At 51.4% G+C, this 22,847-nt stretch carries 17 protein-coding genes; 10 read left to right on the forward strand and 7 right to left on the reverse strand.

Going from position 1 to position 22,847, the window contains the following annotated elements; all coding sequences use genetic code 11:
* Positions 1-2: 2 nt before the first annotated feature.
* On the reverse strand, positions 3-653 hold the full coding sequence (gene coaE / locus ACN4EK_RS19265) for a dephospho-CoA kinase (protein ID WP_431659785.1): 651 nt from the start codon (positions 651-653) through the stop codon (positions 3-5).
* A gap of 238 nt (positions 654-891) precedes the next feature.
* On the opposite strand from coaE, the gene ndhM reads away from it, so the two are divergent.
* Both ndhM and ACN4EK_RS19275 read left to right on the forward strand, forming a co-directional pair.
* Positions 892-1,233: an NAD(P)H-quinone oxidoreductase subunit M gene (gene ndhM / locus ACN4EK_RS19270; protein WP_431659786.1), complete on the forward strand. Its 342-nt coding sequence runs from the start codon at positions 892-894 to the stop codon at positions 1,231-1,233.
* A gap of 262 nt (positions 1,234-1,495) precedes the next feature.
* On the forward strand, positions 1,496-2,215 hold the full coding sequence (locus ACN4EK_RS19275; RefSeq protein ID WP_431659787.1) for a biliverdin-producing heme oxygenase: 720 nt from the start codon (positions 1,496-1,498) through the stop codon (positions 2,213-2,215).
* 91 nt (positions 2,216-2,306) lie between these two features.
* Here the strand turns inward: ACN4EK_RS19275 and cofG are convergent, their stop codons facing one another.
* Together cofG and ACN4EK_RS19285 are read right to left on the reverse strand one after the other, a co-directional pair.
* On the reverse strand, positions 2,307-3,284 hold the full coding sequence (gene cofG, locus ACN4EK_RS19280; RefSeq protein ID WP_431659788.1) for a 7,8-didemethyl-8-hydroxy-5-deazariboflavin synthase subunit CofG: 978 nt from the start codon (positions 3,282-3,284) through the stop codon (positions 2,307-2,309).
* Between the two features lie 70 nt (positions 3,285-3,354).
* Positions 3,355-4,119 (reverse strand): LuxR C-terminal-related transcriptional regulator, encoded by a 765-nt coding sequence (locus tag ACN4EK_RS19285; protein ID WP_431659790.1) that lies wholly within the window; start codon positions 4,117-4,119, stop codon positions 3,355-3,357.
* A 568-nt stretch (positions 4,120-4,687) separates the two neighbouring features.
* On the opposite strand from ACN4EK_RS19285, the gene ACN4EK_RS19290 reads away from it, so the two are divergent.
* The 4 genes from ACN4EK_RS19290 to ACN4EK_RS19305 all read left to right on the forward strand — a co-directional run bounded on the left by ACN4EK_RS19290 (position 4,688) and on the right by ACN4EK_RS19305 (position 10,782).
* The gene (locus ACN4EK_RS19290) at positions 4,688-5,758 is read left to right on the forward strand and encodes a hypothetical protein (protein ID WP_431659791.1); all 1,071 of its coding nucleotides are present in this window, start codon (positions 4,688-4,690) and stop codon (positions 5,756-5,758) included.
* 270 nt (positions 5,759-6,028) lie between these two features.
* A complete protein-coding gene (gene psbA / locus ACN4EK_RS19295; RefSeq protein ID WP_431659792.1) occupies positions 6,029-7,111 on the forward strand; it encodes a photosystem II q(b) protein in 1,083 nt (360 codons plus the stop codon).
* A gap of 126 nt (positions 7,112-7,237) precedes the next feature.
* Positions 7,238-7,825 (forward strand): Uma2 family endonuclease, encoded by a 588-nt coding sequence (locus tag ACN4EK_RS19300; RefSeq protein ID WP_431659793.1) that lies wholly within the window; start codon positions 7,238-7,240, stop codon positions 7,823-7,825.
* Complete coding sequence (locus ACN4EK_RS19305) at positions 7,822-10,782, forward strand: glycerol-3-phosphate acyltransferase (protein ID WP_431659795.1); 2,961 nt, start codon at positions 7,822-7,824, stop codon at positions 10,780-10,782. Before ACN4EK_RS19300 ends, ACN4EK_RS19305 begins: the two co-directional genes overlap by 4 nt.
* A 1-nt stretch (position 10,783) precedes the next feature.
* On the opposite strand, the gene ACN4EK_RS19310 is transcribed toward ACN4EK_RS19305, so the two are convergent.
* A complete protein-coding gene (locus ACN4EK_RS19310) occupies positions 10,784-14,278 on the reverse strand; it encodes a hypothetical protein (protein WP_431659796.1) in 3,495 nt (1,164 codons plus the stop codon).
* Between the two features lie 302 nt (positions 14,279-14,580).
* On the opposite strand from ACN4EK_RS19310, the gene ACN4EK_RS19315 reads away from it, so the two are divergent.
* Together ACN4EK_RS19315 and ppc are read left to right on the forward strand one after the other, a co-directional pair.
* Positions 14,581-14,868: a hypothetical protein gene (locus tag ACN4EK_RS19315; protein WP_431659798.1), complete on the forward strand. Its 288-nt coding sequence runs from the start codon at positions 14,581-14,583 to the stop codon at positions 14,866-14,868.
* 80 nt (positions 14,869-14,948) lie between these two features.
* Positions 14,949-18,062: a phosphoenolpyruvate carboxylase gene (gene ppc, locus ACN4EK_RS19320; RefSeq protein ID WP_431659799.1), complete on the forward strand. Its 3,114-nt coding sequence runs from the start codon at positions 14,949-14,951 to the stop codon at positions 18,060-18,062.
* A 428-nt stretch (positions 18,063-18,490) separates the two neighbouring features.
* On the opposite strand, the gene ACN4EK_RS19325 is transcribed toward ppc, so the two are convergent.
* A complete protein-coding gene (locus ACN4EK_RS19325; RefSeq protein WP_431659800.1) occupies positions 18,491-19,465 on the reverse strand; it encodes a GNAT family N-acetyltransferase in 975 nt (324 codons plus the stop codon).
* Positions 19,466-19,604: 139 nt separating this feature from the next.
* On the opposite strand from ACN4EK_RS19325, the gene ACN4EK_RS19330 reads away from it, so the two are divergent.
* Positions 19,605-19,997 (forward strand): class I SAM-dependent methyltransferase, encoded by a 393-nt coding sequence (locus ACN4EK_RS19330; protein ID WP_431659802.1) that lies wholly within the window; start codon positions 19,605-19,607, stop codon positions 19,995-19,997.
* Here the strand turns inward: ACN4EK_RS19330 and ACN4EK_RS19335 are convergent.
* Positions 19,974-21,038 carry an IS4 family transposase gene (locus ACN4EK_RS19335; protein WP_431656348.1) on the reverse strand — a complete coding sequence of 355 codons (1,065 nt, stop codon included), beginning with the start codon at positions 21,036-21,038 and terminating at the stop codon, positions 19,974-19,976. The two genes, ACN4EK_RS19330 and ACN4EK_RS19335, sit on opposite strands and share 24 nt — an antisense overlap.
* Positions 21,039-21,118: 80 nt before the next feature.
* Between ACN4EK_RS19335 and ACN4EK_RS19340 the strand changes: the two genes are divergently transcribed.
* The gene (locus ACN4EK_RS19340; RefSeq protein WP_431659803.1) at positions 21,119-21,505 is read left to right on the forward strand and encodes a class I SAM-dependent methyltransferase; all 387 of its coding nucleotides are present in this window, start codon (positions 21,119-21,121) and stop codon (positions 21,503-21,505) included.
* A 51-nt stretch (positions 21,506-21,556) separates the two neighbouring features.
* Here the strand turns inward: ACN4EK_RS19340 and ACN4EK_RS19345 are convergent, their stop codons facing one another.
* A complete protein-coding gene (locus ACN4EK_RS19345; protein WP_431659804.1) occupies positions 21,557-22,765 on the reverse strand; it encodes a GNAT family N-acetyltransferase in 1,209 nt (402 codons plus the stop codon).
* Between the last annotated feature and the right edge of the window lie 82 nt (positions 22,766-22,847).

The following is a 22,847-nucleotide window of genomic DNA, read 5'->3' on the forward strand; positions in this document are numbered from 1 at the left end:
CGTTAGCATCCCCGGCGAATCGTGACTTGCTGGGGATGTTTAGCGATATAGCGATCGATTTCTTGATACAACTGGTCCGGCGTGGAGGTATTGTCCAGCACCACATCCGCCCGAGCCAGTTTTTTCTGAATTGCCATCTGACTATTCATTCGAGCCTGGGCTTGTTCAAAGCTGAGGCGATCGCGGTGGATTAAGCGTTGTAGCTGTTGGTCTTCAGTACACCGGATCACCCAGGTTTCTGTAACCAAATCAGTCATTCGAGCTTCAAATAACAACGGAATCACCATCACCACGATCGGGCTGGTTCGGAGTAACGGAGCTTGCATCGATTCCGTGAGGCGATCGCGGACATAGGGATGAATCCGTTGTTCCACCCAGAGCCGTTCCGCCGGACTGCTGAAAATAATGTCGCCTAAGCGATGGCGGTTCAAACTCCCGTCGGGTAACAGCACTCCAGAACCGTAGCGATCGACCAGTTCAGCCAATGCCGTTGCGCCCGGTTGTACCGCTTCCCTGGCAAAAATATCTGCATCTAGCACTGGAATGTGATGGACAGTTGCCAGATAATCCGATACTGTCGTTTTGCCCATGCCAATCCCTCCAGTCAAACCAATCACACGTTGAGGGGGGTGGGCGGGATTACTCGTCGTCATAATTCGCTTGCTAAAGCTTAAATACAGTCAGTTGCGGCATTTCTATCGCTAGTCTATTCATTTTCGGGGTTGCCATAGAAGCGCCATTCAGATGAATTGCCCCTCAGTGTACAGGATCGCTGGCAATGCGCTGAGAGGGCTTGTTCCCCTTCCATCTATTGGTCTAGTTGACGAATGCAATACCTGCTAGGGACGATCGCTCTTTACAATAAAGCTGTACCGTTTAGCTGACTACCCCATGTTGCTGAAGTCAACCACGCGCCATATCCATATCTTTGCTGCCACCGTTGAAAAGAATGAATTGATTCCCAGCGACAACGTGTTGACTCTGGATGTTGATCCAGATAACGAATTCGTTTGGACGGAAGAAGCCCTTCAGCAGGTTTACCGTAAGTTTGATGAGCTAGTTGAAGCGTATAACGGGGCTGAGTTAACGGAATACAACCTGCGGCGAATTGGTTCGGATCTAGAACACCTGGTGCGATCGCTGCTCCAGCAAGGCAGTATTTCCTATAACTTGAATAGCCGGGTGCTGAATTACAGTATGGGGCAACCCCAAGTTGTACCCGCCGAGGGTTGATTTTTTACGAATTGTAAAATTTACATGTCAAGCAATTTAAGCTAGCCATTTTTGTCTAAAGCCGTATGATCTTGATTTGCCAGGGCTTTGATGAAAGTGGCTATTATTTTTTGTTTCGTAAGTTGTTCAATTTAGCTCCATGTCCTTCAAAATTTTTAATAAAAACGCTCATCAAATCGGTCTACCTTAACAATTTAGATGGTTTTTTAGCGTTTCAGAACCCAGTACACTCACACGTCAACCCCAGGTTGGAAGATTTAGTATGAGCAGTAATTTAGCAACCAAGCTACGTGAGGGCACCAAGAAATCCCATACGATGGCTGAAAATACAGGTTTCATCGCCTGTTTCTTAAAAGGCACTGTAGAAAAAAACTCTTACCGCAAGCTGGTGTCGAACCTCTACTACGTCTACACCGCGATGGAAGAGGAAATGGAGAAGCAGAAAGATCATCCGATCGTGTCAAAAATCTACTTCCCAGAACTCAACCGTAAAGAAGCTCTAGAAAACGACCTGTACTACTACTACGGGACGAACTGGCGGGAGCAAATTGCCCCTTCCTCAGCCGCCCAAGCTTACGTGGCTCGGATTCGGGAAGTATCGAACACCGCCCCGGAACTGCTGGTGGCTCACTCCTACACCCGGTACTTAGGCGATTTATCCGGCGGTCAAATCCTCAAGGGCATTGCTCAACGAGGCATGAACCTGAGCGATGGATCTGGAACTAACTTCTACGAGTTCAAAACCATCTCGGACGAGAAAGCCTTTAAGACCGTCTATCGTCAAGCCATGAACGATCTAGAGGTGGATGAGGCAACGGCTGAACGGATTGTAGACGAAGCCAATGATGCCTTTGGTCTGAACATGAAGATGTTCAAAGAACTCGAAGGTAGCCTGATCAAAGCGATCGGTATTCTCCTGTTCAACTCCCTCACCCAACGTCGAGGTCGGGGCAGCACCGAACTGGCTACGGCGGAACAATAACCAACTCTAAAAACTCTGTATCGTTACGATCGCCGTTCTGGTTTCGTCGCGATACTCTTTGAATCCCGGAGATCTGGTGGTCATGTCATCATCAGGTTTGCGGGATTCCTGTTTGATCCAGTTGCCGCTGCCAGCGATCGACCGCCTGCCGTAACGGTGCCGATAACCAGTCAAAATATTGGGGATAGACAGGTAATCGTGGGATTAATTGCCAGCCAGCTAGTTCTAATGTATTCGCTAGAGTGAGATCGATTGGATGGGGATAATCTGGATTCACCTCATCCCGCACACCAATGCCCCCCAAATCCCTCGCCCCTGCTTCAATACAGGCAATCAACTGTTCCGGTTTGGCAATTAGATTCGGCGGCACTTGCAAGGTCACTTGAGATGACAGAATTTTGCGGGCGATCGCGATCGTGTCGATCAAATCCTCAATCCCGAAGGCGGCACTACTGAGAGCTTCCTGCTGACCGGGACGATAGGGTTGCAAAATCACTTCCTGAATATGCCCCCATTCCTGGGCAATCGCGGCGATCGCTTCTAAGGTAGCAAGGCGATCGTCCACGGTGTCGCCAATGCCTAACAGCAGTCCAGTCGTAAAGGGAATTCGCAACTCTCCTGCCCAGATCAGTTGTTGCAAGCGAACGGCTGGCACTTTGCTGGGGGCATGACGATGCACCGTCTGAAGGAGCGCTGGGGTAATTTGCTCCAGCATCAAGCCCATCGACACATTCACCGCTTTGAGCCGCTCCATTTCTGCCCGACTCAAAATTCCAGCATTGGTATGGGGCAAAAATCCCAGGGAGAGTGCCAGGTCACACAAATCGTAAATGCGTTGGAACCAGTGAGGGCGATCGGGGCTTTGGGGATGCACCTCCCCACTCAAGATCAGGATTTCGATTACCCCATGCTCCCGCAGGGTCGCTAATTGCTCGGCAGCAGCCGTCAAACTCAGCCCAGCGTGTGTACCCGGATCAACCCGAAAATTACAATAGGTACACCGATTAAAGCACTCATAGGTGGGAACCAGCGTATGGGCTGGACTGTACGTGATGGTTCGAGCAGTCATCAATCATTCGTCATCGGTAAGTGGCAAGCTAATTACCATCATGCCTGACTGCCTCACACAACCAAGCCACTTATTCCGACTCAGTCTCTTGACAACTCCGCTTCTTGGCATAGACATTTTTAACGTGCGTCTTGACGGTATTCAGGCTAATTTGCAGCCGTTTGGCAATCTCTTGATAGGTAAACTCTTGCTGCAACAGCATCCAGATTTCCGCTTCCCGATCGGTCAGGTCATATTTCTGCTGCTGAATCCGCAATTCCTCCCGTAACACTTGATCGCGGTCTTCCAAAAAGATCAGCAAATACGGAGCTTCACCGTTAGAGTCCACCGGGCGCAAGTGCTCAACCCGACCATTACCATTCGGGCGATCGTTGCCTAAATTCAGTTCTAACCAGCGTACCGTAATCCGAACCGTTCGCCCGCTAGCCGTTTGATATTCGTGCGTAATCCCTGTACTAGCGGCGGAATCCTCCCGCATGAACTGCTGACACACCTCCGACACCAAACCGGGGAGTCCGGCGATCGGGAAATTGGTGTTCAGTGCTTCCTGACAGAGATATTGAGCTTTCAGGTTCCAGTACACGGGTTTCTGATACCGAGAGGCAACAATCACTCCCTGGGGCAACAGTTCAAACAACTGCTTCCAGAGCAGATTCACATCTGGAATATCACTACTGGTCGAGGGTTCCGGAGTTTCAGTGTGTCTGCGGACTAGGTGTTTGCCAGAATCAGGGTGAGATGCCGTAAAGCTACGTGAGCTGCGGGGGGCTTGGCAGACAAACAACGAGCCGACAGACGCGGTTTCCGGAGAAACATTAAGAACACGAGCTGTCATAGGTCAGATTCCTCAAGTACTTGAGGCTATTCTGCTCGCTGGTCTGGCGAATCGACAATGAGCAAACTGTAATTCACCTTACTGGTCTGAAGTCAGGTGATACAGCCCGAAGTCAGATGAATTGGGGTGAAGTAGGGTGAAGTTTTAGGCAACATCCGATTGTGGAACTCAGATAAATCGGTTGATAATAGTCACACCAACCTCAAAAAAATCCTCTCTAAGCTTCAGAAATTCCCGGTCAAGGAATTGATCTTGCTGATTAGAGAAAGCGTGAATTGAATCTGTTCCTTCAAGATAGTTCGTCTTCCCACAGGGCTGAACTATTGCCCAGCCATAGAACAGATGGTTGAGGCATCCCCTCAAACCAACCATTCAACTACACCTGACAGGATGATATTCCGAATTGTCGCTGCAATTGTCGGAAAAGCAGTCACCCGTTTGGGTACTCTTCGATCTGACTAATTCAGAACGCATACCTTTCCAAGTTTGGAAACCCCTGAATGGGTGAATTCGTTTACGATCGCGTTAGCCCCTTCTTAATATCAGTGATCTCTCTGTGGTAAGTTCCTTGAAATCATCGTCCGAGTCTCCGCAGTCGATTGAGCCAGAAGTCCTCGATCGGTTTTTTTCACCTGAGCAGCAACGTCGCTACGTGAGAATGCTCCTAGAGCGCGGAGGGTTAACTCGACGACGAGCCGAGTGCTTTGTGAGATTGTGGGCTTATTTGTTACTGAAACACCAGCAGGATACCGCCGTAGCCGCACTCCATCCCCTCACTCAGCTTTATCCCCTAGACCGATTAGTTGCCTGTACTCATCGGGAAGCCGCCGAGTTATTTTATGGCGATCAGGATCGGGGCAGCGATCGCGCGGCAGGGATGATGATTGATCGCCTGGTTGCCCTCGGGCTGATCGAAAAACGCTTTGATGGTCAAACCCTGTGTTTGCAAGTGCGATCGTTACCCGAACTGGCTGATCCACCCGTCCCGATCGCCACCGTCACGCTGACGGTAGACAACTTTAATCCACGCACCGATACCATTCCCCTGGCAAATTTGGTGACTCGCACCTATGCCGAACTGATTAAGGACAATGCGTTCGTTTCCCATAAAATCGCTCGCTCCTTCCGGAGTTGGGCGCAGCGTTACGCCAGGGGCATGCGGGTCTTACGACGCTCCGACAACCAAAATCCCGTCGGCATTTGTATTTTGTATCCGGTGACAAGCACTTCAGAATTTAACTTCTTCCAGGCTCCCAGTAAAAGCTTTTACCTGACAACGGATAACGAAACCGACCCATTTCAGATGGCAGTTTCAGGCGATCCAGATTGCACTTCAGTCTATATCCGAGCCTGGGTGATTGAAAGCCAGTTCCTCTCGGTGGACAATCTCTGTCTGCTACTTGAGGACACCAAACAAACCCTGGTACAAATGCAGAGCGATTTTCCCAACCTGTGTGATCTTTATTCGCTGATTGTGCATCCGTTGTACGAAGAACTGCGTCTAAAACTGGGCTTTCAGAAAACCTGCCCAGACAATCAGCGATCGTATCACTGGATTTATTTAGCCCTCGATCGCTTCCTGGAACTCAATATTCCCCAAGCCCTTGCCAGCTTGAAGTTAGGTTCAGAAGTGGGGTAGGCGGAGCAGGCATCAGACGGGCGGTAAACCGTCCAGCGGATTGTTAACCCTTGTTAACCTTTTGAGTCGTTTTACTTTATCAAAAACAAATATAGCTTTACACTTCTGACGACATCAGAGGGGTACTCAGCCTGGTTTAGCGGGGTCGATCGCCTATTCGGGAGAAATCTTAATCAGGTACTTTACAAAACTCAATGAAGAAGTCTAAACTAAAGTGCATACGGTGAAAGCCGTACATCATCCAAGTTACATCAAGCACTCATTACTATCATGACAACGACTCTTCAGCGCCGCGAAAGCGCTAACATCTGGAGTCAGTTCTGCGAGTGGGTGACCAGCACCAACAACCGTCTTTATGTCGGCTGGTTCGGTGTTCTGATGATCCCCACCCTACTGACCGCGACTATCTGCTTCATCATTGCCTTCATCGCAGCTCCCCCCGTGGACATCGATGGCATCCGTGAGCCTGTGGCTGGCTCTCTCATGTACGGCAACAACATCATCTCCGGTGCGGTTGTGCCTTCCAGCAACGCGATCGGTCTGCACTTCTACCCCATTTGGGAAGCGGCTTCCCTCGATGAGTGGCTGTACAACGGTGGGCCTTACCAACTGATTGTCCTGCACTTCCTGATTGGCGTGTTCGCTTACATGGGTCGGGAATGGGAACTCTCCTACCGCCTCGGCATGCGTCCCTGGATCTGCGTCGCTTACAGCGCTCCTGTGGCTGCTGCAACCGCCGTGTTCCTGATCTACCCGATCGGTCAAGGGTCCTTCTCTGACGGGATGCCTCTGGGTATTTCCGGTACCTTCAACTTCATGTTCGTGTTCCAAGCGGAGCACAACATTCTGATGCACCCCTTCCACATGCTGGGTGTGGCTGGCGTGTTCGGTGGTAGCTTGTTCTCCGCCATGCACGGTTCGTTGGTGACCTCCTCGCTGGTGCGGGAAACCACCGAAACCGAATCTCAGAACTACGGTTACAAGTTCGGACAAGAAGAAGAAACCTACAACATCGTGGCGGCCCACGGTTACTTTGGTCGGTTGATCTTCCAATACGCTAGCTTCAACAACTCTCGTTCCTTGCACTTCTTCTTGGGTGCATGGCCGGTAGTTGGGATCTGGTTCACCGCGCTGGGCATCAGCACGATGGCGTTCAACCTGAACGGGTTCAACTTCAACCAGTCCATCATCGACTCTCAAGGTCGTGTGGTGGGAACCTGGGCAGACGTGCTGAACCGCGCCAACCTGGGGATGGAAGTGATGCACGAGCGTAATGCTCACAACTTCCCGCTCGACTTGGCGGCTGGCGAAGCGGCTCCCATCGCGCTGACCGCTCCTGCTATCAACGGCTAATTCTCATTAGTTCTTGATCATACAAAAGCCCTTCCACTCCGGAGGGGCTTTTTGCTATGGGGCGACCAACCGGAGAAGGCGATCGTACAATGATGAAGATACCGCCGATTGGGAGTAGCCCAGACCATGACGGCATACTCAATTAACCTGAACCCCATCATCACGCTCACGGATGAGCAGTTTTATCAACTGTGTCAGGTCAATCCGGAGTTGAAGTTTGAGCGGACGGCTACCGGGGAGGTAATCATCATGTCACCCACGGGAGGAGACACAGGTAACTATAACGCTGAGATTGCGACCGATGTTACCCTGTGGAATCGTCAGACTCGACAGGGCATTACGTTTGATTCCTCCACTGGATTTAAGCTACCGAATGGAGCCGATCGCTCGCCCGATGTGGCCTGGATTCGCCGCGATCGCTGGGATGCCCTAACCCCTGCTCAAAAAAAGCGATTTCCACCCATTTGTCCAGATTTCGTGATTGAACTGCGGTCTGTGACAGATGAATTACAGCCATTACAAACCAAAATGCAGGAGTATCTGGACAATGGCTTACAACTGGGCTGGTTGATTAATCCCCAGGATCGACAGGTCGAAGTTTATCGTCCGGGGCAACCTGTAACAGTTTTGTCAGCTCCCGCTGTGCTCAAGGGCAATCCAGTGCTACCTGGATTCGAGCTGCATTTAGGTTGGCTATGGACTCAAGCCTCATGACACTGACACAGGTTTGGGGTGCTCTGCTGATCTTTCTCCTTTGTCCGATTTTGGGAGGACTGCCGTTAGTCGGTTGGATCACCCAAGCTCTGACTGGCAAAAAACTATCCCAATTGGGGACAGGCAATATTGGGGTGTCAGCCGCGTTTTATCACGGGGGTAAAGTTGCGGGAATACTGGCAGTGCTATCCGAAGCCAGTAAAGGGATTGCAGCTGTCTGGTTGGCTCGCACCTTTTTTCCCCTTAGTCCTGCCTGGGTGATGGTAGCGTTGATTGCCCTGGTGATGGGGCGCTACTGGGTCGGTAAGGGGGCTGGAACGACGAATGTGGTTTGGGGTTATATTGCCTTTGATCCCGTCGGTGCGGCTTTACTGTTTTTGATTAGCAGCATTAGCTTCACTATCCTGCGAGAGCGCCGTCAAGGACGATTCGGCGTGTTAATTTTGCTGCCGCTGATTACTGCCCTACGTCATATTCATGAAACGGAATTGATTATAGCGACGATCGCGTTATCCGCCTTACTGGGTTGGATTTACACCAAAATTCCCGATGATCTGGATTTAAGCCCCACTGCTGGACAAACGGAGTCTCAAACCATGTTTAAGTTTTTTCGAGGCGATCGTGCCCTCCGCTCCCTCGATCAATCCCTGGATGCCACCCAAGTTGGGGGCAAAGCGGCAACGCTATCCGATTTGAAACGGTTGGGCTATCCTATCCCAATGGGTTGGGTTCTGGCTCCGGGTGATGATCCAGCTCCCTTAATTGCCAAACTGCAACCCTCTCCTCAACAACCATTCGTGGTGCGATCGTCAGCCGTTGGAGAAGACTCCGATATTGCTTCAGCGGCGGGGCAGTACGAAACCGTTTTAAGTGTGACCAGCCAAGAGGAACTGCCAGTTGCCATCCATCGGTGTTTAGCCTCCTACGATCGCCCCTCCGCCGTACAGTATCGCCAGCAACGGGGAGTTGCCGATACATCAATGGCGGTAATTGTGCAGCAACAAATTCGGGGCGTATTTTCGGGAGTTGCTTTTAGTCGCGATCCGATCGCGCGGCAAGGGGATGAGGTCGTGATCGAAGCGCTACCGGGTAACGCCAGTCAGGTAGTTTCGGGGCAGGTGACACCAGAAAGCTATCAGGTGACGATCGGGAATGCGATTCAACAGCAATATTTCACTGCTACCAATTCCTGGCAATTACCGGATGAATTGAGCTTACCGATGCAGGGCAGCGGTGACATTCCCCCGCGATTGATCCAGCAAGTGGCGTTTCTGGCTCGGAGTTTGGAACAGCATTATCACGGCATTCCCCAAGATATTGAATGGAGCTACGACGGACAAACGCTCTGGCTACTGCAATCTCGTCCGATTACGACGCTGCTGCCAATTTGGACGCGCAAAATTGCCAGTGAAGTGATTCCCGGCATGATTCGACCGCTAACCTGGTCAATTAACCGTCCTCTGACCTGTGGCGTGTGGGGTGATTTATTCACGTTGGTCTTAGCGGAACGGGCAAAAGGGCTGGATTTTGGGCAAACCGCTACTCTCCATTATTCCCGTGCTTACTTTAATGCGTCTCTACTGGGACAAATTTTTCGCCGCATGGGATTGCCACCGGAAAGCCTAGAGTTTTTAACCCGAGGAGCGAAGTTTAGTAAACCCCCGCTACGATCGACCCTACGCAGTCTGCCGGGACTTTTACGCCTGTGGCAACGCGAACGTCGGTTAGAGCAGGACTTCCAGCAGCACGATCGCCAAACCTTCACTCCAGCTCTCTTAGAATTGGCGGAACAGCCAGCCAGCACCCTCTCGGCGACCGAATTACTGCAACGAATTGACCATATTTTGAATCTGCTGAAGCTAGCCACCTACTACAGCATTCTGGCTCCCTTAAGTGCCGCCCTGCGAAAAGCGATCGCCAAAGTTCAGGATGACCAGATCGACTCCCAGGCGACTCCAGAGGTGGCGGCATTGCGATCGCTCCAGGAGTTGGCAGGAAGGGCGAGAGTGGTGTTGGAGCGATCGGGGTGGTTAGGGGATGGGGAAGATGGAGGAGATGGGGGAGATGAGCAGTTTAGGGGTGATGTATTTGAAGGGTTGGCGACGACGGCTGAGGGGAGAGAAATTCTTGAGCAGTTCGAGCAGTTGCTAGAAACCTATGGGTACTTAAGTGAAGTTGGGACGGATATTGCTGTGCCCACCTGGAAGGAAGATCCGACTTCAGTCCGAGCATCATTTCAGCAATTTTGTTTGTATCCGCCAGCGATCGCGCCTGTCCCTGCCAAAGCCACTGGCAAAGTCCGTTCCATCCAACGGCGGTTTGACCTGAAGGGGAGAGTCACGGAAGTCTACAGTCACCTATTAGCAGAATTGCGTTGGGCAGTGGTGGCGTTGGAACGGCAATGGCTTGATGCTGGACGACTCAACCATCCAGGGGAGATCTTTTTCCTCGAACTCGATGAAATTCGGCAGGTGATCCAGCCATCCTCGCAAGTCGTTGACCATCTAGATGTATTCCAGTGGATTGAACCGCGTAAGGCACAACTGGAACGCGATCGTCAGCTGGAACCCGTCCCCTTTCTAGTTTATGGCGATGATCCGCCCCAACCAATGTTAAAGACCCAAGGTTGGCACGTATCCCAACAACTGCGGGGGATTGCAGCGAGCCCTGGGCAAGTAGAAGGACGGATCAAGATTGTGCGGGACTTCAAGACAATGCCAGAAATCGGTACAGATACAATTCTGGTTGTTCCCTATACCGACTCAGGTTGGGCACCGCTACTAGCCAGAGCCAAAGGATTGATCGCTGAGGTGGGAGGACGCTTATCCCATGGCGCGATCGTGGCGCGAGAATACCGGATTCCGGCAGTCATGGATGTGCATGATGCCACTCACCTGCTGAAAGATAATCAGTTAGTCCGCATTGATGGTCAGCAAGGCACGATCGATATTTTGTAGCCTACCGGGCTTGACTCCAGGGAATCATCACATCCTGTGCCAGTCGGCGGGACACCTCATACCCTCCGTAACGATTTAAGTGGCTGGGATCCGAGAAATAGTCTGATTTGGTGGCTACTCCCTGGCTCAAATCCCGATAAATTAAGCCCAATTGCGGCGCTAACTGAAGCAGGTGGCGTTGGAACTCCTCCTCATAACGTCGCCGAGGTGGATCCAGATACTCTGCCGTTAAGGGCAAATTTACAAACACTAATGGAATGTGTTGAGCTTGAGCAAACTGAGCCAGGGCGATTAAGGCATCGGTCTGCTTCCCGTTAAGTTGGAAGGATTCATAGTCAGAATCATAATCTCCAGGCACTCTGGCGTACTTTTGATAGTACGTGGCTGGATTGAACCGGATCGCTAACGGCAGGAAACCATTCACATCAATCTGACTTTGACTTTCGGCTAACACTGGCGGTACAGAAGTCGATGCCGATGCCGCCGGACTGGTGGAGTCTGCCAGCGAATTGGGCGAAATCAACCGTAATGAAGCCGCTAACGTCCCACTTTGGGGCAACCAGGCAGCCACCTGATCCCGTAATCGAGTTTTCAGGCGATCGCGCTGCCCATAGGTGACCGATAACGCGGCTAACTGTTGATTGAGCAGATCATTCAGAATCCGATAGCTACCCGACAGAGACGCTGTGGCATCTTCAGTACCCGCCTTGGCTGACCGGGCTGGAGAGTTAGCGGCGGTGCCACTTGCTTGAGCCACCGTCGTACCAGGAACCGGCGGTTGACCGGCTAACAAGGTGCGATACCCTTCCGATGCTACGATCCCGTTATAGGTAATGTCTACGCGTCCACTATTGAATGCCCGCGCCCCATCCGCCCATAGAATTAACTTCGGCAGCCGTTCTGGTGGGAGAATTTGCCGCACCAGCAGATCGACGACTTGTACTGTCGCCCCATTTACCCCAAAATTAAACACCTTCATGCCGGGATAGCCCTGTTCCGCCAGTGCCGTTTGGAGAGACACTGGATCAATCCCTCGTAAGGCTCTGGAACTGCCAATAATCAAAACATCGGGCGTACCATGCTGCTCCAAGTAGCGACGATACAGAGTCAGTTGCGTATCAAACTGCCGACTATTAAAAGTGGGATAGGTCGAGGGATCGATCGCCGCGACACTCTCCGCCGTTGGTTGTAAGGGAGAAGCTGGTAACACAACGTCCGACCCCCCAGACTGACTAGGATCCGGGGACGACAACATTACTGAACCGGGGCGAGTAAACCCAGAATCATTAAAGTCTTCAGCATTCTCAGGTTGAGACTTTTGTAACGGCAGATTCGGCAAAGGCGATGGCGCAGTTACCAATGAGGGCGAAGCAGGTTGTTGCGCGATCGGAGGCGATTGTTCCCGCAATAATGGTTGCACCCACCGTCCTAATAGCCAATCGGATTGCAGCACCAGCAGGACTCCGACCGTACTCCAAATCAGGGCAACTCCCACACCATAGGCTGAACGCATCGCCGTACTGGCTTCAGAGTCGAAACCGGCTTCCGTCGCAGTCAGAGTCGCCGGTTCTTGGGGCACAAACAATTGGGAGGCAATCAACGATCGTTGCAGCCAACCCACCGCTTGACTACAGGCCGTTTGAATCACCGATCGCCAATCATGCGGCGGCAATTCCGACCACAGGACAATGGCTCCGGGAGGTGACAGCAATTCATTCACATAGGCATCGGAAGCTGCAAATTCTGGGGTCGCTTCGGGGACTAACCGACTCCGGGGGGCAAAATCGGCTCCATAACTCCATAACGGTTGCTTTTGTCCCGCCCGCCGTCCATACACCCGGACTCCCGCCACATCCGCGATCGCTAACGGCTTCAGGAAGCGAACTACCGCCGCTCCTATATCACTTTGACGCGGACAAGTAGGCGCATCCGTCATCACATGTAGCAGATCCCCTTTTTGGCGAAGCTGCACCCGAATGCCACCCGTGGCTAACTTGGTTGCCAGATCGGGATTTAATAACCGAGTTAATAAAAAAGTAATTGCCTCTAGATGAGCCTGCTGTGCCAGTTCTAAGGTTGATCCAGCCCGATCGGGCTGGGTAGTGGCGGGTAGATCTAACCAATGTACCCACAGGGGAGAGAGAGCCGTATCGGCATCGGCAGGTGGCTCGGTGGCTTTCGTGCTGTCCGGCTCACGAATTAAGCCATAAATCGTCGCCGCCTGAATTCCCTGGGGGGCAAGCTCTTGTAACAGTGGCGCGATCGTGGCTAAGACAGTCAGTTTATCTGGAGCAGTGACTCCCATCCCCGAGCAGGATAAATGTAGCGTGGAGTCCTTTAACAGGGCGGATACCTGGGTTTCTTGCGATCGCAGGTTGTGATTTAACAGTTGGCTAATCGCCTGCACATCCCCCCAACGGGCCCATTCCCGCAGGGTAATTTCTGGCGGCGTTAAATCGACTCGTAACAGCCATTCGGGTCTGGTTTCCCCCTGAACTTGACCAAAGACGATCGCGTGGCGGAATCCGGTTAAGTCTAGTTCGCGTAAGCGTTGGGCGATCGGTTCTGCCAGCAGCCCTGGATCGGGAGCATAGATCGACTCACATAAAATCAATAGGCGCTTCGGGGGTTCTCTATCTGAGTCTGACTCAGTTTCCGGGTTGCCTGACTGCCCCACCTGCTGATTGGCAGTTTTACCCACTTCAATCTTGACCCGCACTGCCACATCCAAATGGCTCAAGACCTGACTCAAGTAACGAGCGATCGCGTCCGGTTGTCCCTGCCGAGCTAATTCGACCGTCGAGACGACCGCCACCACCTCTGGTTCTGACTCTATAGCCACCTGATCTTCTGGCAAATCGGCTGCTGCAACTACCACTTCCTCGACAGGAACGGGGTCTAAATCAGGGATTTCAGTCGGTGTCGATCCAACCGCTACTGGCTCAGTCACACTGGCAGCAACTTCTTCGGACTCCACGATCGTTGCCGTGATAGCGGTCATATCTGGCACAGTTGGCTCTGGCGAAGCGACCTCTGAAGTCACCGGAGCCGATGCCAGCGCAGGCAGTTCAGCCTCCTCCTCAGTCGTTGCCTGAGATGGGACAACTTCAACCTCTGACGTTGAGGCGATCGGCTCTATGACTGAACTCACCCCATGAAAATGGATCGTTCTCGTCCAATCGGGATTCGCCTCGCCCAACTCTCGCCCATAAATCGTCATCTGAAAAATTTGGGGCGAACCAGGCGGCAGTAATTTTTCTAGAGGCGCGATCGCAAAGGCACGTTGTAACCGCCAGATGATCGTTTCGGCATCCGGACAGGGTTGCCCTTCACATAGCAAATGCAACCCATTGCCCCGCAATCGCATTTTGATTTGGGCTTGACTTAGCCCAATCACCCGATGTATCCAGTGAGTCAGGGAAACGCGCTTAGTTGCCGTTTCTACGGAAAACGACTCGCCAGAAGGTGATGCATTATGTCCATCCACATTCGCCATGAGAGAGTTGATCCCTGCTTTTAGCTCAAACTAGCGACCAGACACCGCCATCTTGCCCCATAGAAATAACACACTTATGGCAATTTGGCATACTTGCCACCCAGAATGGCATCTCACTAGATATGATGACGATGGTTCCAGCCATTCGTTGCCACATCATGAGTGGTTGATGCAGCAGATGCCAAGCTCCCTTGAGGGTTGCATGTCGCAACAACTCTTCCATAAGCAACCCGTTTTAGCAAGAAACGTGGCTAATGCTACAAGTTGGACTTTTTATTTACATATCTTAAAAATACTTCACTATGCCACTCCTTGAACCGAATGAACCAACCCCGAATACTGCGACTTCCACTCCGCGATCGCCAGATTTATGGCTGAGTCTAGCAACAATCCCTGTCCTAATGGGAGTATTAGGTGGACGAGCCATTCTCCAGACGGTGCAGGAGCTAGGACAACTCAGTGAGGAAATCTTTCGGGGCGATCGTTTGCCATTGTTGACATTTCCACCCAGCGCGATCGATCACCCGGATACCTCTACCTCTGATGTTAACAACGAGATTACGAGCGGCGGTAATTCTACCCAGCCCTGATAATTCGTTGCCCCGGCAACTCCAAAATCCAGAAGTAAACCCATAAAATGTATTGAATATCCTTGGCTAGGGCAGACTCCATGACTTCGACACGATCTTCAGCGGATGATGTATTTGGTTCTGGAGCCGCTACAGAAACCAGAACAACCGCAGAAATGCTAGTTGCTTCTCCCTCTGATTTACTGCTGCGGCATCGGCTTGGCATTGTAGAAGATCTGTGGGAAACCGTTTTACGACAGGAGTGTGGGCAAGAACTAGTTGACTTATTAAATCAACTCCGCGATCTCTGCTCCCCCGAAGGGCAGGCGAATACCTTTCGGGAATCAGAAGTATTGAAGTTGGTCGAACGCCTGGATCTAAATGAAGCGATTCGGGCAGCGCGGGCATTTGCGTTATATTTCCAGTTGATCAATATCGTTGAGCAACATTACGAACAACGCGATCAACAACAGCAATATCGGGCTTCTCGGGAAACCGTGACGACCAGCAAAACCCCAGCCGCCAGTCCCACGAATGGGCAAACCGCCACCAGTCTGGCGGAGGAAGCCACCACCTCCAGTAGTCGTTTAGAAGCCGATTTGCTGGAAAAAGCCCTGCAAGAAGCTGGCTCCCGTAAAGAATTAGGCACGTTTCACTGGCTATTTCCTAAGCTGCGGAGCCTGAATGTTCCTCCCCAGCATATTCAAGCGTTGATTAATCGCCTGGATGTGCGCTTAGTGTTCACCGCTCACCCAACCGAGATTGTGCGGCACACGATTCGAGGTAAGCAGCGCCGGATTGTCAAAATCTTGCGCCAGTTGGATCTGGCAGAGGAACAAAGTTCGGCTCAGGATGCCCCACTATCCTGGGAAGCCAAACTGCTGCACCAACAACTCACTGAGGAAATTCGCCTCTGGTGGCGCACGGATGAACTCCACCAGTTCAAACCAACGGTACTGGATGAAGTAGACTATGCCCTGCATTACTTCCAGGAAGTGTTGTTTGAGGTGATTCCGCAGTTGTATCAACGGCTGAAGCATGATCTGCAAGAGTCGTTTCCCCGGATGCAGCTACCCAAGCATAATTTCTGTAAGTTTGGCTCCTGGGTGGGTTCCGATCGCGATGGCAACCCATCCGTGACGCCAGCTGTCACCTGGAAGACCGCTTGCTATCAACGCAATCTGGTGCTGGAGCGGTATATCCAATCCATCCGCAAACTGATTGACTTGCTCAGTCTGTCCCTACACTGGAGCGATGTCCTACCCGATCTCCTGGAGTCCCTGGAGCAGGATCAACTTCAGATGCCAGAGGTCTACGATCGCTTAGCCATTCGCTACCGTCAGGAACCCTACCGCCTCAAGTTGTCCTACATCCAGAAACGGCTGGAGAATACCCGCGATCGCAATAATCGCCTGTATGACAGCGACTACAGTAACCTGACCACAGCGCTGTCAGAAGCCAATCCAGCTACGATTTATCGCTCCACTCAGGAATTTTTAGCTGAACTGCACCTGATTAAACTGAACCTGGCAGAAACCGGACTGACCTGTACGGATCTGGATCAGCTCATTTGTCAGGTGGAAATCTTTGGGTTTAACTTGGCACACCTGGATATTCGGCAGGAAAGCACCCGCCATTTGGATGCCTTGACGGAAATCGTCAATTACCTGCAAGTGCTACACAAACCCTATAACGAACTTTCGGAACCGGAAAAAGTTCTCTGGTTAGCCACGGAACTGCAAACCCGTCGTCCCCTGGTGTCCACCGAGCTACCCTTCTCGGAAAAAACCTGCGAGACGATCGAAACCTTCCGCATGTTGCGACGCTTGCAGAAAGAGTTCGGACCAGACATCTGCCAGACCTACATCATTAGCATGAGCCATGATGTCAGTGATCTGCTGGAAGTCTTGTTACTGGCAAAAGAAGCTGGGCTTTATGACCCCGCGACCGGAGCCAGTTGTGTGCAGGTCGTGCCGTTGTTTGAGACGGTAGAAGACTTGCGGAAAGCCCCCGCAATTATGACTGAGCTGTTTGAACTCCCGCTCTATCGCACCATGCTGGCAGGTGGGCATTGCCAGGACGGTGCGCCAATTTCACCACTGACCCCTAACCTGCAAGAGGTGATGTTGGGCTACTCCGATAGCAACAAGGACTCCGGCTTCCTCAGTAGCAACTGGGAAATTCATAAAGCCCAACAAGCCCTTCAACGGATTGCCGAAACCTATGGGATAGATTTACGGATTTTCCACGGTCGCGGTGGCTCGGTGGGTCGCGGTGGTGGCCCGGCTTACGAAGCGATTCTGGCTCAACCGGGTCGAAGTGTGAATGGGCGGATCAAAATCACGGAACAGGGTGAAGTCCTCGCCTCAAAATACTCGTTGCCCGAACTTGCCCTCTATAACCTGGAAACCGTGACTACGGCGGTGATTCAGGGTAGCTTGTTGCGGACTGGATTTGATGATATCCAGCCCTGGCACGAAATTATGGAAGAACTGGCGACCCGAGCCCGTACCCACTACCGATCGCTGATTTACGAGCAACCCGATTTCCTTGACTTCTTTCTGCAAATCACGCCGATCGAAGAAATTAGTCAGCTTCAGATCAGTTCCCGTCCGGCTCGTCGCAGTGGTGGCAAGCGAGATCTGAGTGGGCTGAGAGCCATTCCCTGGGTATTTAGCTGGACGCAAACTCGCTTCTTGTTACCATCCTGGTACGGTGTCGGTACAGCCCTGCAAAGCTTTTTGGATGAAGAGCCCGAAGAACATCTGAAACTGTTGCGCTATTTCTACTTCAAGTGGCCCTTCTTCAAAGTGGTGCTGTCAAAAGTGGAAATGACTTTATCGAAAGTTGATCTGCAAATCGCCCAGCATTATGTGCAGGAACTCAGTCGTCCTGCCGATCGCGATCGGTTTGAACCGATTTTTGAACAGATTGCCAGTGAGTTCTACCGCACCCGCGATATTGTGCTGAAAATTAACGGCCATCATCGCTTACTGGATGACAACCCCGATTTGCAACGGTCGGTGCATTTACGCAATGGCACGATCGTTCCTCTGGGTCTCCTCCAAGTTTCTTTGATCAAACGCTTGCGGCAGTACAAGGATCAGGTCGAAACCACCGGATTAGTGCGATCGCGCTATAGCAAAGGAGAACTGCTGCGGGGCGCATTACTCACCATTAACGGGATTGCCGCCGGGATGCGAAATACGGGTTGAGCCGAGCGATCGCCAACACAGCTTATTCCTAGTACAGTGTCAGACCAGCTTCTTGTCATCCGAATTTTACCCTCATCCCCACCCCTTCTCCCCAGGGAGAAGGGAGCTAAAACTCTTGTTTCTTCTCCTTATGGGCTACTGTGTACACACAAATCGAGTCTGACTTCGTTTACATCCTTTTAGCCCCCTTTTCTGGTATGCCCGCAGGGCTTTAAGCCCCTAATTCTAGGGGACTTTGAATCGTTTGGCTCCCCCAGAATTGGGGTTGGGGGCGGTTCGTCAGGGCTTTAGCTAAATTGGATCACTTGTGTGTACACGGTAGCCTTATGAGAGAGGGCGAGGGTATAGCTTGCTTCCCGCAGGGTGGGTAGTCTTAGGCACTGCACAGAGGGTCGGTTGAACCTGCACTAGGAAATGTCCCCGAATGATTAAACCTCCTTGCAATACGCGAAGTTACTCCACTGTCGCCGAAAGCCTTCGGATTCATATAAGTTGAAGGCTCTCGATGGGTTTTGAGCATCGACTGATAGCAAAGCCGTATTCATCCCTTTCGCTTTCAATTGGTGCATTCCCATCAGCAACATGGCTCGACCTAACCCCAGGCGACGAAACCCCCGACGAGTTCCCAAATCACCAATCCAACCTTCCTGCCGTCCTGTCCAACGATTGTCCTCTTGGTCAATCAAATTAAAGTAAAAGGCGGCCAATGTACCATCGGGCGCGATCGCGAGTTGATCAAGCTCTGGATCATAATCAGGACGAGTCAGCCAACGCTGTCGCCGTTCTGCGGTCATCGGGTGATGGTTCCAGTGATCGATAAATGTCTGGTTAAACATCTCGACCCAGGCAGACAGATCCTCCGGTTGCACCGATCGCACTGTAAATCCTGCCGGAAATTGTGGGGTAGGAATCGGGTCTGCCAGCGATCGCGCCATACGGTAAAAGCACCGAGCGACAGAGAAGCCCTGCTGTTCTAGCCAGGTTCTTTGCTCGATCTGACTGTCTCGTGCCCCCGTTCGCAGGTAGAGAGGCAGGTTCAGCGATCGCCCCACATCACGAAATGTCGCTTCTGCCCAGGCGAGGATCTGGTCTTCCACCCCCTGGTAGCGAGCATCGGGATGCACTTTGGTGTTAAAAAAGCCCTCCTGAGCGGTGGTAGTCGCAGGCAAGATGTGGAGTCGAGAGTAGCCAATTAGCCGACCTTCGGCATCGCTCCATAACCGCAGTTCATCGATCGAATCTGGGTCAGGATTGTCTAGAGAGTGTTGTAAGTCTGCAACCGTAACGACCTGATCTAATTGATCGATCGCATTGCAGGTGTTGATCAACTCGACGATCGCGGGTAAATCTGTCTCACCGGCGTAGGTGCGGGCTGTAAATGGTGGCAGCAATAGTGTGGTCATTCTGCACCTCAATCACAATGGGTGGTGCTGAGGTCTACACTAGACGCGGAAGCAATTTCGCAAAATCGTACTACAAATACAGCTTTTGTAATACAAGAGTTACAAAATTAGCTTAAGTCGTTAGCCACCTGCCATTCCAATGAAGCACAACTTATCCGTTCGCTGGTTGAGGGCGATCGCTACTCTCCTACTCTGCATTGGGCTTTACCTTCATGCCCCATTACCAACTCTGGCTCTTACTGCATCTTCGGTGTATCAAACCCGCCCCGCCAGCCGGGATGGCATTGGTAAGGTGTATTTAGGGCGGGAGATTGCTCAGGTGATGGGACATTTGGGCGCAGGTTGGTTGGAACGCCCCAGTCGCGAACGGGAAGAACAGCCTCAGGTATTGATCGATCATTTGAACCTGAAGCCCACCGATGTTGTTGCTGATATTGGTGCCGGAACGGGGTATTTCAGTTTTCGGATTGCCCCATTAGTCCCCAAAGGTAAAGTGCTGGCGGTGGATCTAAGTACGGGACAAAAGTTGTAGAGATTGCAAAAAGTCGGACCCATTAGACGCAGATGGATTGAGCACCAAATGGCGCAAATAATCGAATCCTAAGCGAAACAAACTTTTGGCACGACGACCGTGTTTTTTCATCTCAATCGGCTGCCATTGATGCAACCATACGCCTGTTTTCATGGCCCAACATAAAGCTAAGGTCAACAAGGCGAACAACTTGCTCAACCGCTCGGCATCGGTGAAGTGAGTGGATTCCAGACAGAAACCCCGCGTTTTGAAAATGCCAAACAAGGTTTCAATCGACCAACGTTTGGCGTAATCTTGAACCAAATTCTGGGTGTGGACGGGCGCAATGACCACGAGTAACTCCCCATCCTCAAGTCGCAGGGCTTCCACAGCAACCGGATAACCCCAGACCCGGCAAGTGCCAGTGAGTCTTTGAGATTGACCGACTTGCAGATGGGCAAAGACGACCCGCGCCGCCAGGACCTTGCCATCGTGCTCAATCTGGTCGGTGTCCCGAATCCGTAAGCGAAAGGCTAAAGCCGGTTCGAGCAGGAGATAGCGCACCCAGGCTTGGCCAACGAACTCGCGATCCGCACACAAGCAGTTCACCCGAGCGGTGGGAAATCGTTTGGCAAAGGTTTCCATAAACCGCATCCGCTCGTCGCTGTTGGAGTTCCCTTTTTTATCCAACAGCCACCACAGAATCGGGAAGGCAACCCCTTCATGCACAATGCCTAAGGTCAAAATGTTGTGCCAATGACTCCCGAATTTCCAGGTCGTGCGATCCAGGCTCAACACCCACCCTGGTGGAATTTGCATCCAACTCACCAACAGGGTCGCCAGTTCGGTGTAATCCAGGTCAAACTCTCGAAAAAAGCGCTGCAACCGCTTGTAGCTCGATTCGGGCAAAGCCTTGCCGCCAAAGCCTAAACATAGTTCGCTTAAATTTACCGTTTTGACTTTCAGCAAGGCTAACAAAAACAAAGCCAGAAATGAAATCCTGGCTCCATGCCAGTTCAATTGGGCTTGGAGGACTCGCCTTAATTCGCTATATTGGCTCATAGGGTTTCTGATGAGTGTCGTAATTCTGATGAAACCCTACCCTGCTCAATCTTTCAAGCTTTTTGTCCTGTACTTAGGCGGTGGATATCCAACCAGAGATGATAGAGATTCTGGAAGGTCTGAAACAGGAGAATCACATCACTAATGTGGAGCCAATTTTAGGAAGTGAAATTGATCCACACTTACCACCAAATAGTATTGATTTAGCGCTATTCGTTGATGCCTATCATGAATTTACCTATCCTCAGGAAATGATGCAGGCGATCGCCCAGGCACTGAAACCCAATGGACGAGTCATCTTAGTCGAATATCGAGGTGAGAACCCCTTTGTTCCGATTAAAAAGCTACATAAAATGACCCAAAACCAAGTCAAAAAGGAACTTGCCACTGTAGGATTAATCTGGCAAGAAACTCAAGGATTCTTACCCCAACAGCATGTGATAATTTTCAGTCAAGCGGCTGGTTAGCTTGAGATAGATAGATCAGCAAGCATTAACTCATTGGCTAATCAGATCACCTTACAAATCTGTTTCTGTTTCTGCAACTAGATTCGTTTGTTTAAACGGTAAATCATCATTAATGGCATCAATTTCCTGTTGTTCTAGATCATTAATTTGATCCTGATAGGAACGAAAGATTTGTGTCAAACGGGGATGATAAAACCGATGCACCGAGTAATTCGGAGTTGCCGGAAACCCCCGCCGTTTCTTATGTCGTCCCCCTGCCCCCGGATCAAATACCTGAATGCCGTGATTGATTGCCCACTCGATCGGGGTGTAGTAGCAAGCATCAAAATGGAGGCAGTCAATGTCCTGGGTCGCACCCCAATAGCGACCGTATAATTGGCTACCTTTGGTTAAGCAAAACGACATCCCCACCGGATGGCGATCGTCGGTTTCACTATAAGCCGCGACAAACAACACTCGATGGGCATAGTGGGGATAAAGTTGCTCGAAAAACTTGCGAGTTAGGTACTTACTGCCCCACCAACCAAACTTATCGCAGGTATCACTATAAAAATCGTACATTTGCGAGAATAGCGGCTTCGGGATCTCCTCTCCGGTCAGCGTTCGCAGGGTCAATCCTGACGTATTCACAGCCTTACGCTCTCGCTTAATATTGCGCCGTTGGTTAGCATTAAACGCACTTAAGTAGTCATCAAAGGTTCGATAGCCCTGATTTTGCCAAATGTAGCTATGGTGCAACCAGGAGGAAAATCCATGCCGTTCAATCACTGATCGCCAGTCTGGATCCACATAAAGAAAGTTACAGGTGGTGATGTGGTGACGATCGCAGAAATAATCAATCTCTGCCACCATGCGTTCCGTTAGATCATCCTCGTCCTCATCAGGAGCGATCAAAAAGCGATAACCTTCGGCTGGCGTAAAGGGTGACATCCCCAACAACTTCGGGTAGTACCGTACCCCTAACCGATGGGCAACATCTTCATTACTCCAGAAATGACTGAAGACAAATTCACCGGAGCTATGTTCTTTCACATACAGAGGTGCGGCTCCCACTAACTGTCGATCGCGCCAGACGACCAGATGTTTCGGCAACCAGCCCGATCTCGTGGTGCTGTTAGATGTCTCCATATTGTGGAGCCAGTCCCATTCCAGGAACGGTGTTTTGAGCGGCAAAGCCAGAGCATCCCACGCCGGTTTAGGAATGTCGGCAATTCGGTCTATCCAGGTGACAGAATAGCGAGGCTTGAGTTGTTCCACCATAGGTTGAGGGTCAAGGCTTCATACAGCGTAATACATGAGGTGGGGAGGTGGGGAGGTGGGGAGCTGTCTCTTATACACATCT

The sequence above is a fragment of the Pantanalinema rosaneae CENA516 genome (assembly GCF_050753385.1).
Lineage (GTDB): Bacteria > Cyanobacteriota > Cyanobacteriia > Leptolyngbyales > Leptolyngbyaceae > Pantanalinema > Pantanalinema rosaneae.

Bases quoted from the DNA above. Each gene is read 5' to 3' on its own strand.
- coaE (WP_431659785.1), bottom strand. From the start codon at position 653: ATGACGACGAGTAATCCCGCCCACCCCCCTCAACGTGTGATTGGTTTG.
- ndhM (WP_431659786.1), top strand. From the start codon at position 892: ATGTTGCTGAAGTCAACCACGCGCCATATCCATATCTTTGCTGCCACC.
- ACN4EK_RS19275 (WP_431659787.1), top strand. From the start codon at position 1,496: ATGAGCAGTAATTTAGCAACCAAGCTACGTGAGGGCACCAAGAAATCC.
- cofG (WP_431659788.1), bottom strand. From the start codon at position 3,284: ATGACTGCTCGAACCATCACGTACAGTCCAGCCCATACGCTGGTTCCC.
- ACN4EK_RS19285 (WP_431659790.1), bottom strand. From the start codon at position 4,119: ATGACAGCTCGTGTTCTTAATGTTTCTCCGGAAACCGCGTCTGTCGGC.
- psbA (WP_431659792.1), top strand. From the start codon at position 6,029: ATGACAACGACTCTTCAGCGCCGCGAAAGCGCTAACATCTGGAGTCAG.
- ACN4EK_RS19300 (WP_431659793.1), top strand. From the start codon at position 7,238: ATGACGGCATACTCAATTAACCTGAACCCCATCATCACGCTCACGGAT.
- ACN4EK_RS19305 (WP_431659795.1), top strand. From the start codon at position 7,822: ATGACACTGACACAGGTTTGGGGTGCTCTGCTGATCTTTCTCCTTTGT.
- ACN4EK_RS19310 (WP_431659796.1), bottom strand. From the start codon at position 14,278: ATGGCGAATGTGGATGGACATAATGCATCACCTTCTGGCGAGTCGTTT.
- ACN4EK_RS19315 (WP_431659798.1), top strand. From the start codon at position 14,581: ATGCCACTCCTTGAACCGAATGAACCAACCCCGAATACTGCGACTTCC.
- ppc (WP_431659799.1), top strand. From the start codon at position 14,949: ATGACTTCGACACGATCTTCAGCGGATGATGTATTTGGTTCTGGAGCC.
- ACN4EK_RS19325 (WP_431659800.1), bottom strand. From the start codon at position 19,465: ATGACCACACTATTGCTGCCACCATTTACAGCCCGCACCTACGCCGGT.
- ACN4EK_RS19330 (WP_431659802.1), top strand. From the start codon at position 19,605: ATGAAGCACAACTTATCCGTTCGCTGGTTGAGGGCGATCGCTACTCTC.
- ACN4EK_RS19335 (WP_431656348.1), bottom strand. From the start codon at position 21,038: ATGAGCCAATATAGCGAATTAAGGCGAGTCCTCCAAGCCCAATTGAAC.
- ACN4EK_RS19345 (WP_431659804.1), bottom strand. From the start codon at position 22,765: ATGGTGGAACAACTCAAGCCTCGCTATTCTGTCACCTGGATAGACCGA.